The organism is Sphingobacterium sp. MAE (assembly GCF_056711605.1).
This window is the reverse complement of record NZ_CM160044.1, coordinates 1,132,436-1,151,005: the sequence shown is the minus strand read 5'-3', so window position 1 is coordinate 1,151,005 and position 18,570 is coordinate 1,132,436. Positions and strand designations below refer to the sequence as shown.

13 protein-coding genes and 3 tRNA genes are annotated in these 18,570 nt (G+C 35.3%); 7 read left to right on the top strand and 9 right to left on the bottom strand.

The genetic code is table 11. From position 1 onward, the window contains the following. Positions 1 to 15 precede the first annotated feature (15 nt). Positions 16 to 2,211, top strand: coding sequence for an FUSC family protein (locus tag AC06G9_RS04875; protein WP_480957615.1), 2,196 nt, complete (start codon positions 16 to 18; stop codon positions 2,209 to 2,211). 18 nt (positions 2,212 to 2,229) lie between these two features. Then, positions 2,230 to 3,198 (top strand): YpdA family putative bacillithiol disulfide reductase, encoded by a 969-nt coding sequence (locus AC06G9_RS04870; protein ID WP_480957614.1) that lies wholly within the window; start codon positions 2,230 to 2,232, stop codon positions 3,196 to 3,198. A gap of 11 nt (positions 3,199 to 3,209) precedes the next feature. Here AC06G9_RS04870 and AC06G9_RS04865 read toward each other — a convergent pair whose 3' ends face one another. Next, a complete protein-coding gene (locus AC06G9_RS04865) occupies positions 3,210 to 3,815 on the bottom strand; it encodes a TetR/AcrR family transcriptional regulator (protein WP_045754819.1) in 606 nt (201 codons plus the stop codon). 104 nt (positions 3,816 to 3,919) lie between these two features. Here AC06G9_RS04865 and murB point away from each other — a divergent pair, with 104 nt between their 5' ends. The 3 genes from murB to AC06G9_RS04850 all read left to right on the top strand — a co-directional run bounded on the left by murB (position 3,920) and on the right by AC06G9_RS04850 (position 5,977). Then, positions 3,920 to 4,936 (top strand): UDP-N-acetylmuramate dehydrogenase, encoded by a 1,017-nt coding sequence (gene murB / locus AC06G9_RS04860; RefSeq protein ID WP_045754820.1) that lies wholly within the window; start codon positions 3,920 to 3,922, stop codon positions 4,934 to 4,936. Between the two features lie 264 nt (positions 4,937 to 5,200). Continuing rightward, on the top strand, positions 5,201 to 5,713 hold the full coding sequence (locus AC06G9_RS04855) for an RNA polymerase sigma factor (RefSeq protein ID WP_045754821.1): 513 nt from the start codon (positions 5,201 to 5,203) through the stop codon (positions 5,711 to 5,713). 18 nt (positions 5,714 to 5,731) lie between these two features. Continuing rightward, complete coding sequence (locus tag AC06G9_RS04850; RefSeq protein WP_045754822.1) at positions 5,732 to 5,977, top strand: cytochrome b5 domain-containing protein; 246 nt, start codon at positions 5,732 to 5,734, stop codon at positions 5,975 to 5,977. On the opposite strand, the gene AC06G9_RS04845 is transcribed toward AC06G9_RS04850, so the two are convergent. Further along, entirely contained in the window at positions 5,978 to 6,892 is a 915-nt protein-coding gene (locus tag AC06G9_RS04845; protein WP_045754823.1) for a PfkB family carbohydrate kinase, read from the bottom strand. 61 nt (positions 6,893 to 6,953) lie between these two features. Next, positions 6,954 to 7,027 (bottom strand) — tRNA-Asn (locus AC06G9_RS04840). 208 nt (positions 7,028 to 7,235) lie between these two features. Between AC06G9_RS04840 and AC06G9_RS04835 the strand changes: the two genes are divergently transcribed. After that, positions 7,236 to 8,795, top strand: a complete 1,560-nt coding sequence (locus tag AC06G9_RS04835) for a S41 family peptidase (protein WP_094772852.1) — start codon at positions 7,236 to 7,238, stop codon at positions 8,793 to 8,795. Between the two features lie 156 nt (positions 8,796 to 8,951). On the opposite strand, the gene AC06G9_RS04830 is transcribed toward AC06G9_RS04835, so the two are convergent. The 4 genes from AC06G9_RS04830 to mgtE form a co-directional block, all read right to left on the bottom strand. Further along, the gene (locus AC06G9_RS04830; RefSeq protein WP_480957613.1) at positions 8,952 to 9,815 is read right to left on the bottom strand and encodes an HD domain-containing protein; all 864 of its coding nucleotides are present in this window, start codon (positions 9,813 to 9,815) and stop codon (positions 8,952 to 8,954) included. A 256-nt stretch (positions 9,816 to 10,071) separates the two neighbouring features. After that, positions 10,072 to 10,145 (bottom strand) — tRNA-Asn (locus AC06G9_RS04825). Positions 10,146 to 10,266: 121 nt separating this feature from the next. Next, positions 10,267 to 10,340, bottom strand: a tRNA-Asn gene (locus AC06G9_RS04820). A gap of 133 nt (positions 10,341 to 10,473) precedes the next feature. Continuing rightward, positions 10,474 to 11,856: a magnesium transporter gene (mgtE, locus tag AC06G9_RS04815; protein ID WP_045753400.1), complete on the bottom strand. Its 1,383-nt coding sequence runs from the start codon at positions 11,854 to 11,856 to the stop codon at positions 10,474 to 10,476. A gap of 685 nt (positions 11,857 to 12,541) precedes the next feature. On the opposite strand from mgtE, the gene AC06G9_RS04810 reads away from it, so the two are divergent. Beyond that, entirely contained in the window at positions 12,542 to 15,361 is a 2,820-nt protein-coding gene (locus tag AC06G9_RS04810; RefSeq protein ID WP_480957612.1) for a TolB family protein, read from the top strand. A gap of 51 nt (positions 15,362 to 15,412) precedes the next feature. On the opposite strand, the gene AC06G9_RS04805 is transcribed toward AC06G9_RS04810, so the two are convergent. Together AC06G9_RS04805 and sppA are read right to left on the bottom strand one after the other, a co-directional pair. Beyond that, on the bottom strand, positions 15,413 to 16,603 hold the full coding sequence (locus tag AC06G9_RS04805) for a phosphoglycerate kinase (protein WP_045753398.1): 1,191 nt from the start codon (positions 16,601 to 16,603) through the stop codon (positions 15,413 to 15,415). A gap of 112 nt (positions 16,604 to 16,715) precedes the next feature. Continuing rightward, positions 16,716 to 18,479 carry a signal peptide peptidase SppA gene (gene sppA / locus AC06G9_RS04800; RefSeq protein WP_045753397.1) on the bottom strand — a complete coding sequence of 588 codons (1,764 nt, stop codon included), beginning with the start codon at positions 18,477 to 18,479 and terminating at the stop codon, positions 16,716 to 16,718. Positions 18,480 to 18,570 lie beyond the last annotated feature (91 nt).

Genomic DNA, 18,570 nt, shown 5'->3' with positions numbered 1-18,570 from the left:
TTTGTATTCTAGATTATGAAGCAGACACAAGAGATAAAAAGTTTTTTTTATAGCCAATACTTCGCCGATGGTATCAGGATCACCATCGGATGTATCATTCCAGTCATTATTTTTGCGGCAATGGGCCAGTTCATAAATGGAACATTCGTGTCCTTAGGAGCACTGTTGGTTGGATTGTCAGATACTCCAGGCGCCCCCTCTCACCGTCGTACAGGGATGTATTTTGCAGCGATACTAACAATTATAACTTTTATTCTGACAGTCGCTGTAAATTCCAATATTTATTTACTAACGATATTAATTGCTGCCTTGTGCTTTATCTTTGCCATGTTTGCAGTGTTCAATGCTCGTGCAGCGAATGTCGGGTTGATGTGCATGTTGATGATGCTTATACATGTTGATACACCATTTACACTCGACAGCGCACTTACCTATTTATTTTATTACTCCATAGGTTGCCTTTGGTATATTATCATCAGCTTATCGATCACGCAAATTAGACCCTATAGACTAACGCAACAGGAACTTGCAGAATCCATTCGTCATGTTGCCGATTACCTACGTTTAAAAGCTAATTTTTACGACATCAATGTTGATAATGATAAAAATTATCTGAAACTGATAGATAAACAAGTCGAAGTAAACGACCATCAAGAAAACGTACGAAATCTACTCTTTCAGAGCAAAAGATCCATCAAAGATACCACCAAAACTGGACGGTATTTAACATTCGTATTCAATGATATTATTGATCTCTTTGAGCAAAGTATGGCAACTCATTATGATTATAATGCAGTCAGTGAAAAATTTGGACATACCGGTATTTTAAATGAATTTAAACATATCATCTTAAAATTAACGAATGAATTAGATCATATCGCCTATCAATTAAATGCAAATCGAATACCAACCCCAATGTACAACTTTGATCAAGAGATCAATTTAATGCACAAAAGGATCGATCAAGTGGAAAAAGAACTTCAATATAATGCCATTGCGCTTCGAAAAATTTTAATCAATGTTCGAGACATCATCCGTCATATCAATGATATTTATAGCTATTCGCACATAAAATCGACAGAAATTAATAAGCAAGAAATCGATGAGGCAAAAAAATTCATTGAACCATCCATTATTGATTTAAAAAAAATAAGAGAAAATCTAACCTTAGATTCAACTTATTTTAGACATGCGTTGCGCATGGCCATCGTCATGTCATTATCTTATTTTATAGCCAAGTCATTTCATATCAGCCAAAATATATTTTGGATATTGCTGACGATAATGGTCATTTTAAAACCAGGATTTGGATTAACAAAATCAAGAAATATCCAGCGCCTAATGGGGACCATAATTGGAGGACTGATCGGAGCTTTCATCCTTTTTATGGTACATGATGAAACCATTCGCTTTGTACTACTCATATTTTTCTTCCTAAGCGCTTATAGTCTCTTTCGAGTCAATTATATTGTAGCAGTTATATTCATGACGCCTTATGTACTGATCATGCTGAGTTTTGTCAGTACAAATACAATTGAAGTAACAAAAGAGCGAATTTTTGATACCTTTATTGGAGGTATGATTGCATTCCTTTCCAGTTATGTTATCTTCCCAAATTGGGAGTCAACACAAGTTAAAGTCTCTATGCAAAAGCTACTCCAAGCAAGTTATCACTATATTGCATTGACCATCAAAGAGATTGCAGGAAATGAACCAACAGTTACAGAATATAAGTTGGTTAGAAAAAAGCTGTATGTAGAAACAGCCAACATGGGATCAACATTTCAACGTATGCTTACAGAACCCAAAAACAAACAGAAATACACAAAAGATGTCAATAAGTTTGTTATTTTTAATCATGTTTTAGCATCATTTGCAGTTACCTTACATAATCAGGTTACTTCATCAAGAGCTAATCACAGCATCACAAAAGAACATATCAAATTGATTCGTAAGATATTAAGCTCCTTAGAAAGTGCAATCAGAGATTTAAGTAATCCCAATGAAGAAAATCCATTTACACCAGTCGATTTTCAGATACCTGAAACTCTCATAGCAATAGATGACATCAGGGACGAAAACAGTATTTTACTAACAGAGCAACTACAATTTATCAATAAAATCGCAGCAGATATTGCAAAGTTGGTACAGCAATTAAAAGAAAAAACAAGCGCGGAAATCGACCCGATGTTAAACAAAAAGGTACAATAGTTAAAATAAATGGCAATTATGCAAGATAATTATTTCGATATCATCATCGTAGGTGGGGGCCCAATAGGACTTGCCTGTGCTTTAGAAGCATCATTGAATAATCTCAGCTATCTTATATTGGAAAAAGGATGTCTTGTCAACTCACTTTATCATTATCCCCAAAATATGACTTTCTTTTCTTCATCAGACCGATTAGAAATTGGAGATATACCTTTCGTAACGACATTGCCCAAACCTAAGCGATCCGAAGCGCTGGAGTATTACCGACGCATTCAACAAAAGTTCAAATTAAAAATTAATTTATTTGAAGAAGTCACATCAATTGACAAAACGGAATTTGGCTTCCATACGCAAACGGTTAAAGACAGCTATACATCCAGATACGTCATCATTGCGACTGGCTTTTATGATATTCCTATGCAACTAAACATTCCTGGAGAAGATTTGGATAAGGTCAAACATTATTATGATGATCCACATTATTATGTCAATCAAAAAGTGATTGTAGTAGGCGCCAGTAATTCCTCTATTGACGCAGCTTTAGAGACCTTTAGAAAAGGGGCAGATGTTACCCTTGTTATACGTGGAAAAGAAATCAGTCCAAGAGTCAAGTACTGGGTCAAACCTGACATTGAGAATAGGATTGCTGCTGGTGAGATTCGCGTATTGTATAATAGTACACTGAGCAAGGTAACCCAATCTCACGCCTATATCCATACGCCAGATGCTGAAGTTGTACTAGAAAATGATTTTGTATTGGCTCTGACCGGATATCAGCCAAATTTCAAATTCCTAAAATCTGTCGGAATTCATATCGGTGAAGAGTCTCCATGTATTCCTGAGCATGACCCTATAACAATGGAAACTAACGTTAAAGGTCTTTATCTTGCAGGTGTTGTATGCGGAGGTCTAAACACTCATTTATGGTTTATAGAAAATTCCAGAATTCATGCTCAACAGATCATAACAGCGATCAAGCAGAAATAATGTATATACAACTATTTTCTTAAACCCTTTAAGAAAATCTTCATCATCTTTTTTTGTAAACTCAAGATATCGTCAAACTCATCTTTGGTCGGGAATAACATGTTTTTCATATCTTTCAAAATGCCCATGCGCATTCCAAATAAAGAATATAATAAAATTCGAGCTGTCTCTTCAATATCTTCAACCTCGATTTTATTGTGCTCTACGCCGATCACTAATATTTCAACAAAAAGTTCGACTTCCCTTACATGTGATTCTTTAAATACACGCTCCAATTCTTCAGGGAGCTCTTTGACCATATTGATCGTATATTCAAATAAATTATAGTACTTATTGATTTGTTCAACCCTTTTATCAAGTGTATACATCATGATTTCTTCAAAATCATCACAAGTATTAATTTTTTCTTTAATATCTTGAACCATTTTATCAATGACGTATTCAAATACAGCAGAATATAAACTATTCTTATCCGGGAAATAATAATAGAGCAGTGCTTTTGAAAAATTCAAATCAGTAGCAATTTCAGACATGGTTGTTTTTGCCATACCAAAATGCGCAAATCTACGTGTTGCCGCCTCCAATATCCTCGTTCTTTTTAAATCCGCATTTGCCATCAATTCAAAAATTAATTATACTTAATTACTGCTTTGTACTATCTTTACTAACTATTATATAAAGATAATTTATTTTTTTGATTTTTTGAAAAAACTAGTCAACAATGGGTATAAACATACAATCAGATATTTCTTTAAAAAAATACAACACATTCGGCATTGAGGAAGTTGCACACCATTTCATTGAGATCACTGAAGCAACTCAATTATTGGATGCTTATGAGTCTGGTATATTCGAAAAAGACTTTCTGACATTAGGCGGTGGAAGTAATATTTTATTCACCCATCCCTATGAAGGCTATATCATCAAAATTAACATCAAAGGAATAAATGCAAACCAAGTTCATCAGGAAATATTCCTAACCGCATCAGCCGGCGAAATCTGGAATGATCTCGTATGGTTCTGTGTTGATAATAATTACAACGGATTAGAAAACATGGCGCTTATCCCTGGTACAGTCGGAGCCTCTCCAGTCCAAAATATTGGAGCTTATGGCACTGAACTTATGGATATTTTTTACAGCTGCGTCGCCTTTGATACACTTGAAGGTGTATTTAGGATTTTTTATAATGAAGATTGTCAATTTTCTTATCGAGATAGTATTTTCAAATCCGAACAAAAAGGTAGATACATTATTACAGAGGTAACGTATAAACTTAAAACTACTCCATCGATCAACACTTCATATGGAGCAATCAGCACGGAGCTTGAAAAACGCAAAATAACACATCCTACGATACGAGATATTGCAGAAGTGGTGTCGACTATTCGTGTCGAAAAATTACCAGACCCGAGCACAGTTGGAAATGCAGGAAGTTTTTTCAAGAATCCAATTATATCGGCTGAGCAGTTCAAGAAGATCAAATCATTATTTCCAGATATGATCAGTTATGATATGCCAGATGGACGTGTAAAACTTGCCGCAGGTTGGCTGATTGAGCAATGCAACTGGAAAGGTCGAGTCATCGGTCAAGCAGGTGTATGGAAGAACCAAGCCCTTGTACTAATAAATATACAATCAGCTACAGGAAATGAAATTTTTGAATTATCGTCTAAAATAATAAACGATGTGTATCAAAAATTCAATGTGAAATTAGAACGTGAAGTAAATATTTTTTGATTTTTAATAAAAAAATATTTCATAAAAATTTTTATAAAAAAGCGCCCTATTAGGTATTTGAATTAGTGTTTATAGAAAAACAACTTTTCTATAAACGAAACTTCCTGTTAAATATTTATTAATTTAATATCAATTCTCAATAATTAGCATACTATTTGCAATCGGTTTACTGAACCGTATTAAAATCGCTGAGGAATTTACATTTTATTTCTCTCTCAGTGTTTTGCAAACCATTCATTTTAAAGTGAATATAAATTCAGTGATATGACTAAGTATGAATTCAACTCATTAGTGGTAGAGCAATCCGACTCCCTAAAACACTATGCAAAGAAATTTACAAATGACACCGAAGATGCAAATGATTTGGTGCAAGACACAATGTTAAAGGCTGTTACCTATTTCAACAACTTTAGAGAGGGAACCAATTTAAAAGGTTGGTTATATACTATTATGAAAAATACATTCATTAACAATTACAGAAGAATTGTTAAAACGAATTCTTTCATAACTAAAGAAGAAGAAATTTCAAGTGCTAACTTGATCTTGTCAGCATCAAAAAACCAAGGTGAAAATAAATTTGTCATGGAAGATATACATACCGCGCTTTCTAAGCTTTCAGAAGACTACTATGTCCCTTTTAGCATGTATTTTGAAGGATTTAAGTATCATGAAATTTCAGAATATTTAGCAATTCCTATTGGTACTGTCAAAACACGAATACATATCGCTCGAAAAGTTATGAAAAAATCATTATCAACTTATAAACTTATCGACTAAGTTTTATACCTTCGATTCATGGATCATCATGAAGCACTTCCCGTATATTCCAAATCGAAACTTGCATTGAGAAATGGTCAAGATCGGCCGGAAATATGGGTGGCTTTTCAAGGATTAATATACGATGTCACAGCAAGTAGATTGTGGAGATCCGGAAAACACTATGAGCATTGGGCGGGTCAAGACCTAACTGAGGAGCTTTCAGAAGCTCCTCACTCAGATCAAGTATTTCTTAAGTTTCCAATAATAGGAAAAATAGGATAATTAAATATCAAATTTAGCTAAAGAAACGAAAGCCTTCAATCGAGCTTCGATTTCTTCCTGCGTTAAAGTCTGCAAGCGTTCAGTACCAAATTTCTCAACACAGAATGATGCTAATGCGGATCCATAGACCACAGCATTTTTCATATTGGTAAAGTTAATTGTTTTCACTTTAGCCAAATAGCCGATAAAACCACCTGCAAACGCATCACCCGCACCGGTTGGATCAAATACTTCAGCCAAAGGCAATGCTGGAGCTGAGAAAATCTGTCCTTCACCGAATAATAAAGCACCATGCTCTCCTTTTTTAATGATCAAATATTTTGGTCCCATTTCAAGAATAACAGCAGCAGCTTTTACCAACGAATACTCACCAGATAGCTGACGAGCCTCACCATCATTAATAGTTAATACATCAACATGTTTCAATACCGCTTTCAAATCATCCATAGCGATATCCATCCAGAAATTCATGGTATCTAAAACAACCAATTTAGGTTTGTTTTTTAGGCGATTTAAAGTCGTCATCTGAACTTGAGGAGTCGCATTGCCCAATAACAAAAATTCGCAATCTTGGTAACTCTCAGGAATAATCGGATCAAAATTTTCCAATACATTCAATTCAGTAGTGATGGTATCACGACTGTTCATATCGTTATGATACTTACCAGCCCAGAAAAATGATTTACCCCCCTCTATGATCTGGATACCCTCAACATCTACACCTTTACTCGTAATGATATTGAGATTATCATCTCCAAAATCTTCACCGATTACGCCTACTAATTTTACTTGGTCATATAAGAAAGACGCTGAAAGTGCTGCGAAAGTTCCCGCTCCACCAACAATTTTATCTGTCTTACCAAAAGGTGTTTCGATAGCGTCGAATGCCACCGTACCCATTACTACTAAACTCATAGTGTATAAATAAATAACTTTAAACAAAAAAAACCGGCTTTTTAGCCGGTTTAACCTAATGCTCCTGAAGCTGGGCTCGAACCAGCGACCCTCTGATTAACAGTCAGATGCTCTAACCAGCTGAGCTATTCAGGAATCTTCTCAAGAAAGATGACTATATATCCTTCTCTTTTGATGCCACAAAAATAGCTAAATTCAACGTATTTCCAAATTATTTTAAATATTTTTTACTTTTTTTTTATCGAAATTATGATCATATTTAGATTATAAAATAGTAGCGATTGAAAACAAAGCAATTACATCATCCTATTACTTTAATAATTTGATTTAAATTTATTCCCTTATGCACAAAGTTGCTGTAAAAACAAGCACCCTTCTTCTCTTAGCCGCACTTGTTGTGAGTTGTAGCAAAAAAAATGTAACAGATGATGAACCGATAAAAGAGCCCGATACAAAAACCACACGTATCGAAAGATTGACAGACTCTCTTTTCTATTATGCAACAGATGCATATTTATGGAACACCGATCTTCCGACGTATACCGTTTTCAATCCACGACAATACAGCAAAGGAACTGATGAATATGAAAACCTCAACGCCGAACTATTTGCCATTACACGTTACGGTATAAATCCGAAGACGACACGACCTTATGAATATAGTTCCGATAATGAAACAAAATATAGTTATATCGACAAAGAAAGTTATAATGGGAGTACCGCTTTTATTAGAAAGAACGAATCAGCATCTCTCGACTTAGAAGGAAATGGAAATGACTTTGGTTTGAAAGTAGGTCTTTATGGAACCAATACAGACTACGACATTAAAATACAATTAACCTATACTGGTTCTCCAGCCGCTATAAAGCAGTTAGATCGTGGAGATGTAATCACACATATCGATGGCATTAAATATGGATCCAACTTCAACAGTGAAATAACAGCACTAAACAAAGCCCTATTTGATAGTGAATCAACCACAATCAAAGGGATAAAACTTGATGGAAAATCATTTGAATTCACATTAAATAAAGCAAGATATAAAACTCGTTCAGTTGTCAAAGATAGTGTGTATACCAGTGGAGCCAATAAAATTGGCTATTTTGCATTCACTTCATTTTCTAGCTTGGAACATACACAAGCCGATCTGACCAACACCTTTAATAAGTTCCAAACTGCAGGTGTTACGGATCTGATTATCGACTTACGCTATAATGGTGGTGGCTACATCAATACTGCTCAGTTTATTGCCAATAAAATTGCTCCAGCCTCTCTAAATGGGCAGCTGATGTTTTCAGAACATTATAATAGTACCATGCAAAACAACAAAACGCAATATCTGAAGAACCTGCCTTATCAGACAACGGATCGAATGGGAAATCCTGTAACGAGTAATTACGGTAATATTGATTATAGTGTTTCTGGCAATACATTTAAGTTTGCCCCAACCGGAAATTTAAATATCAAATCCATTGTATTTATTGTTACAGATAATACTGCTTCGGCCAGTGAACTACTCATTAACATCTTTAAGCCGTATTTAAATGTAAAATTAGTAGGTGAAAAAACCTATGGAAAACCGGTCGGATTCTTTCCTTTGACTATTGGAGGTTATGATGTCTACATGAGCATGTTTACATCGAAGAATTCAAAGAATGAAAGTGATTACTTTGATGGCATGTCCGTTGATAAAGCTAGCAGAGATGATGCAGATTATGCATTGGGAGACTTAAAAGAGCAATCATTACAAGCAGCCTATAATTACATTACCACGGGCAGTTATCTCAATAGCTCATCTGCAATTTCAAGTATACGGACATCAACGACCCAAATCAAGAAGTTAAAGGATTTATCCCCCAATCAGTTCAAAGGGATGGTAGAACATCGATTAAAAACAAGATAAACGCAGAAAGCCTTTCCAAAATGGAAAGGCTTTAATTTTTGTCTTCTCATGCGCAATTCTCAAATCAGATGATTGTTTCATCACCTAAATTGATCGATATAAGAATCGATATAAGAAATGATCACTATATAAGATACATTTAGCAAAGAGTAATGATCACGCATGATCAATGACCATCGGTTTCAGAATCCTTTCCTTAAAGGTCTTTCCGGATCCAGAAGCAGAAAATCTTTCAAAATCGTCCAGGCTTTTTATTTTTTGCAGTTCTAGATTGAGATCAGGATCAGATTTTATCGTCGATAAAACGGCAGGGTCATCTTTCATGAAATCAGACAGAATAATAACACCTTTTTCCAATCCAAGAGCAATCAATTCAGAAAACTTCGTATTGGCATATACATGTTCGGGTTTTCTAAAATACTCATTATTGAGCTGAACATATTTACCGGCAATCCATAAAGCGGTCTTTTCACTCTTAACACCAATCTTCCCATCCTGAACAGCAAGTTCATTTATAAAATGATGCACCTCAACAATATTGATTAAGCCAAAATGATATAAATCCCTCATCGTATAATCAATCCTATCCGCACAAAGGGCAGGAAGGGGCACCTCAAGCAAAGTATATTTTGGATCTTCCAGTAAAGAAGTACTGAATCCATGTTTAGTGAGAATAGATGGTATAGTGGAATTTGCAATTACTTCTTTAAAAATTTGCTCATGATAATCTTCTCCTGACTTTTGCAGAACATAATCGCTAACATGTGAAAAAGCAGTATGGGAGACATCGTGCAAAAGGGCAGCAATCTGCTCTTCCAGACTACCTCCAAGTTTCTTCACAAGAAGCATCACTCCGATCGCATGTTCATATCTGCTGTGACTAACATGTGGTGAAACCAAAAAAACCGCACCTCCCTGATGAATATTTTTTAATCTTTGAACCGGTGCCGAACTTATGAGATCGCTGAGGATATCTTCAAGTTCGAAATTGCCATAAAAAATATCCATTAACGTCATCATACAAATATAATAGATTTAGATAATGGTAGAGATAAACAAAAGGAATAATACGATTTTCTGATGATCTAGAAATTTAAAATCAGTTTTTATAATTGTATGGAGATTGTTCATTGGTATTCACCGAAAAGTTGACCTATAATGAGGGCAAGATCGAAGCGCCAATGTCGGCTTTATTTATGAACTTACACCTCCGGCTTAGAGCAGACTATGGGATAAAAAAAAGGAAAGCGACCGTTTTACCGTGCTTTCCCTTTTGCTCCTGAAGCTGGGCTCGAACCAGCGACCCTCTGATTAACAGTCAGATGCTCTAACCAGCTGAGCTATTCAGGAATCATTCAAGAGTATATTGCTATAGCTCTTTTTGGTTTTAAGAATTTACATTCTTATCTTTTAAATAAATTCAATCTAGACTATCGATTGAATGACGATTTTACTATCTAAAATCGCTTTGCTCCTGAAGCTGGGCTCGAACCAGCGACCCTCTGATTAACAGTCAGATGCTCTAACCAGCTGAGCTATTCAGGAATCCGGTTAATTTTCCGAAGCGTCATTTCCGTTTCGGTGATGCAATTATCGGAAGATTATTGCAATCCTACAAATCTTTTAAAAACATTTTTTGCAACTCCCTCGCTTCCAACAAGAATAATTTTTATCCCATTTAGATCAAAACACCCTTTAAGAGCAAAACAGCAAACGTGAAGTAAATCAGAAGACCCGTTACGTCAACTAAAGTGGATACAAATGGAGCCGACGAACTGGCAGGATCTGCACCAAGTTTTCTTAAAATAAAAGGGAGCATTGATCCCATCAACGAACCCCAAAGCACAACACCTACCAACGAAAAGCTGACCACAAGACCGACTAAAACCCAATGTTCACCATAAGCATGCGAAAATCCCTGCCAAGTCATAATTCGGATAAATCCTAAAATCCCAAGTATAAGACCCAACATAAATCCAGAGACTAATTCTCTCTTCATCACTCTCCACCAATCACCTAGTGTAACCTCACCCAGTGCCATGGCCTGAATAATTAATGTCGAAGCTTGTGAGCCACTATTACCACCACTCGATATAATGAGTGGCATCAAAGCAAAAAGCATGATAGCACTCGCTAATTGATGCTCAAAATGCTCGATGACGGTAGCTGTCAACAATTGTCCAAAAAACAAGACCACTAACCATCCAGATCGCTTTTTGACCAGATTGACAATAGATACATCCAAATAAGGTTCATCCAAAGCCTCCGTTCCCCCAAACCGCTGCATATCCTCAGTATACTCCTCATTTGCGACCCATAAAATATCATCAATCGTCACAATCCCCAACATGATTCCCGCTTTATCAACAACAGGCAATGCAACACGATTATTCATTCGAAAGATATTAACAGCCTCCTCCTGAGGATCATTGGCATTTAAAGAAATCAATCTATTATCGATAAGATCACCAACGACAACATTGGGGTCTGCCATCAGGACATCTTTAATACGAATATCATCGATCAATTTGCCAGCAGCATCAATAACATATAACACATCAATAGTTTCCGAATTTTTTCCATATTGACGAATATGTTCTAAAATTCGAATGATATTCCAGTGAGGTTTGACAGTGATATAATCAGGCGTCATCAAACGACCAACACTATCTTCCGGATATCCTAATAAAGAAAGAGCTTCTTTCCGATCTTTTGGAGGTAATAAAATAATTAATTGTTTTACGACATCACCATCCTTCAATTCACTAAAAAATGAAGTTCGATCATCGGGGGGCATTTCATTAATCAGTTCACTAATTTTACCACCAGAAAGCTTCTTAAAAATACGCTCCTGGGTAGGGAAATCCAAGATACGAAATACATTAACAGCACGGTTCAGATTTAAGGTCTCGATGAAGATATGGGCATACTCGGGAAGCTCATCGATCAGTGCCTCCACATCTGAAATATTTAGTTCATTTAAATATGCTTGTAATCCATCAGTATCCTTCGACTCAATGAACTGTTCAATTTGTTCAACTTGCATTTCCAATTCTTCCATAGTTCCCTTTCTTTACTAATATGCTACATCGGTGTATTTAAAATTTTATGCAAAAATCGTCTTTTTAAAAATAATATAAGAATTTATTTATAGTCTATTCCAAATACTTATTTTCACTTACGCATCGATGACAAAAAACAATATGAACTTCATTTTCATTTCATTTGAGAAAGGTAAGCAACTCTACGCGGTAATTCAAAACAATTAAAAAACAAGACATATTGTCACTCACACATCTATCCGAAAGAAGTGAAATTTTTGAAATAGAATTTGAGGATAAATTAAAATAGATCCACGCATGTGCACAACTATAGCGTATCAAGAAACTCCTAATAGGTCGATTTAGATTAATCGTATTCCAAATCGATCCCTGAATCAGATACTCCTTTAAAATCAAGCAATCACGCAGTTAAAATAGATAGAATAAAAGTTGTAAAAATAGAGAAACAAAGAAACAGAATACTCATTATCAATTGATTGAAATAAAAAAACACCAAAATAAGTAAATTAAAATAAAAAACTTATATTTAGTAATCGATTTATAAAAAAGCACAAGTATAATAACAAACTATAACATAACCACTTAATAACCAAATGGTAAATAAATCATTAAATTAACAAACAGGAATAATACTAAACTAATTAGCAATCAATGAAAACAACGATATAAAACTACCGTAAGTACATGAAAATCTACCTGTTATCTTTAATATTCTCTATTTTCACTTTCCATACTAGTTACTGTCAAATTTTTGAAGACAGTCAAGCCCCTCCGTCACAAAATTGGCATCAGATTGACTGTAAGGAATTTAGACTTATTTTCCCAATTGAAATGGAAAAGAAAGCCTCTACCCTAGCCGATCAAATTATACAATATCTAAGGATAAATGGTAAAGATTTACAGATAAAACCTCGAAAAATATCACTCATTCTACAAAACACAGAGCTGCGACCTAATGGATTTGTACAGTTAGCTCCTCGAAAATCCGAATTATATAGCAGTCCCTCACCCGAACCAGATAACCAAGAGTGGCTATCCAATCTAGCATTACATGAATTGAGGCACGTTGCACAATTTGACAAATTGACAGGAAAACTAAAAGCTCCTTTTTTAGAACAATTAGCACTCGCCATTTATGGATTAACGTTACCGTCGTGGTATTTCGAAGGCGACGCTGTCTGGACAGAAACCTTTTATTCAAAAGGTGGAAGAGGCAGACTCCCATCTTTTGAAATGACTTTAAAAGCGAATGAAAGAAGCGATAAAAAATACAGATTTGAAAAATACATACTCGGATCCTATCGCGATAAAATTCCGAGCTATTATACAATAGGCTATTTCATGACTGAATATCTAAAACGAAATTTTAAAGAAAATTTTGAACCAGAACTATATCAAAATATCAACAAAAATCTACTGACCCCATACAATTTCAGTCGATCATTAAAGAAAACAACAGGATATAATACAACAGGTTTGTTCACTAACACGATGAGCGCCCTGAATAATAAGTGGACACAAAATGAACAAACAAACGCATCCTCTGCATACCCAATAATTGAATTTAAAAGCAATAAAAACTATCAAGATTGGCTGCTACCGAAAAGTGATGAACACAGCAATTATTTTTCCATTTTGCAAACTCCCCATAACACCTCTGAAATTATTAAGACAGATCCTGATCATCATATTTCAACACTCATAAAATTAGGTTACCAAACGGTACCAAATTATGATATGCGAAATAATATGATTGTATGGGATGAAGTAAGGAGAGATCTGCGATATACAAAAAGATCCTATAATGTTATCAATCTGTATCATTTAGAAACAAAAAAGCAAGAACAAATCAGCTCTAAAAGTCGCTATTTCTACCCCATTATACATCCACATAAACCAGAGATCCTCACCCTTGAAGTCGATCTAAGTAACCAAACTGCAATTGTCATAATCGACATCACAACAAAAAAAGTACTAAAGAAAATCCCGATCGACCCCGCTATATTTCTCCAACAACCCTCATTTAATGCTGACGGATCAAAAATAGTCGCTATTGCAATTTCAAATAAAGGAACAAATTTAGCGGAAATAGTATTAAACTCTGGACAGATCACATTACTGCAAAAATGGGGAAATGAACAATTTGAAAGACCTCAATATATAGACGAAGATCAGATTTTATTTAAAGCGCAATACTCGGGGCTAGATAATATATATCAATACCATAAGCGATCAAAAAAATTGACAAAGCTCACGAATGTCCCGTTTGGTGCATTCAATCCTTTTTATGACCCCTATAAAAAGGAAATTCTATTTAATAACTATCAATATAACGGATATAAAATATCAAAAACAGCGCTACTGAATAACGATTCACTAAATGCAAATTCCTTTACCCTAGTGATGACTGATATAGATCAAAGTATAGAAAAACAATTTTCCAATTATTCCGATACCACAGCACAACATACAATATCTCCTTATAAAGGTTTATCCAGAACATTTAATTTTCACAGCCTATCATTAAGCAATACTAATTTCGAAAGCTTAGACAACTTTAAACCAGGTATATTTTGGCTCTCCAACAACATACTCAATACCACACAAATTGTTCTCGGATATGAGTACGATACAGATATTAAAAAATCTATCTATTCTGCTACCCTAAATTACAATAAGTACTTTCCAAAATTCACTTTGAAATATGAGAATAGAGGGCAGATAGGTACAGCTACCATTAATAATAAAACAGATAGCACCATCAACTTTGATTGGAGAGAACATGATGTAAGCGGACAAATATCCATACCGCTGGCTTATTACAGCAAAAACTATGTTTATAGCACAGGATTTAATTTTGCAACATCCTACCTTCAACGATACGATTTAAGTATGAATAGTTTGAAAAAATTCAACTCAAAGGTATTATTCCCATTAACCTATCAATTTTACTGGAATAGAAATGCGATGATGTCAAAAATGGATATAACACCAAGATGGGGACAAAACTTCAGCATCACATACCGTCATCTCCCCTTTGACAATCAACAAGGCACATTATTTTCAATCAGAAGCGGTTTCTATATTCCAGGATTGGCTACCAATCATGGTTTCCAAGTACGGTTTGGATATCAAAAAGCATCAGGCCGCTATCAGTACAGCAATGATATTCCAACCATTAGCGGATATGGGTATTACAAATATGAAAAAATTAAGAATACGCTATTAATAAATTACAGATTTCCTATTAGCTATCCCGATTGGGCTATTGGCGGTTTAACCTATATCAAACGGATCAAAGGCGGAGTATTTGCCGACTACCAAAATATACATCATCAATCCGATATCAGTCCAAAAACCTTTGGCCTCTCTGTATCTGCAGATTTTAATGCCTTTAGATTTCCATTGCCAAATTTTGACGCAAGTCTCAAATTGACTTATATCAATGATATCACAGCTAGCCAGAAAGTTGTTCCCGTATTTAGTCTCAACTACACTTACTAACGACAAAAGGCATCACATCGATGCCTTTTGCTTCATTATTTTTATGATTAATTAATCCTCTATAGCTTTTACACCAGGTAATACCTTACCCTCCATATATTCTAGCAAAGCACCACCACCTGTCGATACATAGCTTACTTGTTCAGTCATGCCAAATTTAGAAACCGCAGCAGCAGAATCTCCACCACCGATCAAGGAGAAAGCACCCTTTTCAGTTGCACTCACCACTGCATCTGCAACAGCTTTTGTTCCAGTAGCAAAAGTATCAAATTCAAAAACACCCATAGGACCATTCCAAAGAATCGTTTTAGACGCCTCGATTACTTTCGCAAAAGCAGCACCCGATTCCTTACCGATATCAAGACCTTGCAATTCTGCAGGGATCTCATCATTAGGACCATCATACACTTGAGCATCATTAGCAAATTTATCTGCAATCTGAGCATCAGTAGGTAGTATTAATTTCACACCTTTATCAGCAGCTTTCTTAACCAATGCTGTAGCCAAATCCAACTTATCAAGTTCTACCAATGATTTTCCGATCTCACCGCCACGAGCCTTTACAAAAGTATAAGCCATACCACCACCGATAATCAAATTATCAACACGGTCCAATAAAGCTTCGATTAATTCTAATTTATCTGAAACCTTAGCCCCGCCCATAATAGCAGTGAATGGACGTTCAGCCTTATTTAAAACTTTCTCTGCATTTCCAAGTTCTGCAGCCATTAAATAACCAAAATATTTGGCATCAGGAAAAAATTGTGCAATCACTGCAGTAGAAGCATGTGCACGATGCGCTGTACCAAAAGCATCATTCACATACACATCTCCCAATTTCGCTAACTTCTCAGCAAAAGCGACATCACCCTTTTCTTCCTCTTTATAAAAACGAAGATTTTCTAAAAGTAATACTTGACCAGGTTTCAAGTTCTTCGCTTTATCTACAGCCTCTTCACCAATACAATCATTTGCAAATTGAACATCTACACCTAAAACTTGAGATAAATGGGATACAATGTGTTTTAATGAATATTTATCCGTCGGTCCGTCTTTTGGTCTACCTAAGTGTGACATCAAAATAACCGATCCACCATCAGTTAAGATCTTTTTAATCGTAGGAGTTGCACCTTGAATTCTATTATCGTCTGTAATATTAAAATTATCATCTAAGGGAACGTTAAAATCAACACGTATCAGCGCTTTTTTGTCAGCGAAGTTTAAATTATCTACTGTTTTCATTTCTATTGTTTTTGTGAAGTATTACTAGTCCATTCAAATGGACAGCTAAATATAAAAAAAGCCTTTTACTATCCGAATAATAAAAGGCTTTTTTTGATAAATTTGAAAAGAATTAATGTATTTCAATCGAATATGGCAATTTTGCCATAATACCCGATTGACTGGAAACATTTTTAATTACATTAAAATAATTATAAAACTCCCCCATTTGTTGCTGAGCCATCCAGATCTGCACCTTTTCCTTAGATGAATTTAAAAACATAGATAAGGCATCATCTTTAGCCGGATATTGCTTGACCGCATATTGAGCTATTTTAGCTTTTTTAGCAGCAGATTTTATAGCATCATCGATACCACCAATACGATCTACCAAACCGATTTCAAGCGCTTGTTTACCCGTCCAGACACGACCTTGACCAATAGTATCAACCTGAGCAACAGTTATTTTTCTTCCATCCGAAACACGTTTCATAAATGTTTGATACACACGATTCACTTCCATCTGGATGATATCACGTTCTTCAGCAGTTAAAGGTCTATCGGGAACCATACCCAAATCCGAAAACTTACCTGTTTTAACACCATCAAAGTGTACACCAATTTTATTGTTCAACAAGTTTTTAAAATTGGGAATCACACCAAACACGCCGATGGAACCTGTAATTGTATTATTCTCCGCAAAGATAGAATCCGCGGCAGCAGAAATATAATAACCACCAGAAGCAGCATAATCACCCATAGAAACAACGATCGGTTTTACCTTTTTTGTCAATTCGACCTCTCTCCAAATAACATCAGAAGCTAAAGCAGATCCTCCAGGTGAATTAACGCGAAAAACTACAGCTTTCACATCTTCATTCTCACGCAACTTCCGAAGCTCTCTAGAGATCTTATCCGAGCCTATTTCATCTTTAGATCCTTCGCCACTTACAATTGCACCTTCAGCATACAAAACCGCGACTTGAGATGTCTCAGAACTGGTATTTGTTTTCGATTTATAATCCATTAAAGATACAACGGATAGATCATCCTTTGCCGATACGTTCAGTTTTTTCTTTAATGCTGCAATCAGTTCATCTTTATAGAATTTAGCGTCAGCCAATTTATAACGCACAGCATCATCTGCATTTCGAACCAAATAATTATGAGCAATATTCCGTAATGAATCCGCACTCATTTTTCTAGAAGTTGAAATCTCCTGAATAAAAGAATCATAGATACTTCCCAAATATGAATTTACTTGCAAACGGTTTGCAGCACTCATTTCATTTAAGAAATACGGTTCAACCGCACTTTTAAAAGTCCCGACTTTGACCACCTGCATATCAACTCCAAATTTATCGAAAGCATCTTTCATAAACATAGTAGAACTGGCCAAACCTTTAAAATCAATCGTTCCTTCTGGATTTACATATATTTGATCAGCAACACTCGCTAGGTAATATGCTTTTTGAGAATAGCTTTCATTATAAGCAACGATAAACTTACCTGATGATTTAAAATCCAGCAAAGCATCTCTAATTTCTTTTAGACTAGCAAATCCAGTAGCGATTGTGCTCGCATCCATATAGATGCCTTTAATTTTACCATCCTCCTTTGCATTTCTAATTCTAGCAAGAATATCATCCAAACCTAGATTCTTCAAGTTATAGCCCGGGATATCCAGAGAGCCAAATGGATTTTCCACCGAACGCTCTGAAATCGCATGATTAAAAGTAAGGTATAAAAGCGTATTATCTTTCACGATAACCTCCTTTTCCGAAGAAGCTGAAGTCACCAATGCACCTATAATACCGAGTGCTATAACAAATAAAACTACTGTTGATATCACAATTCCAGTGACAGTAGCCAGTACATATTTAAAAAATGATCTCATATAATAAAAAATCTAAAGTTCAATTGATTCATTAGTTGTCAATTCTGTACAAATGTTACAAATATATTTTTAAATCTTTCATATAATTAAC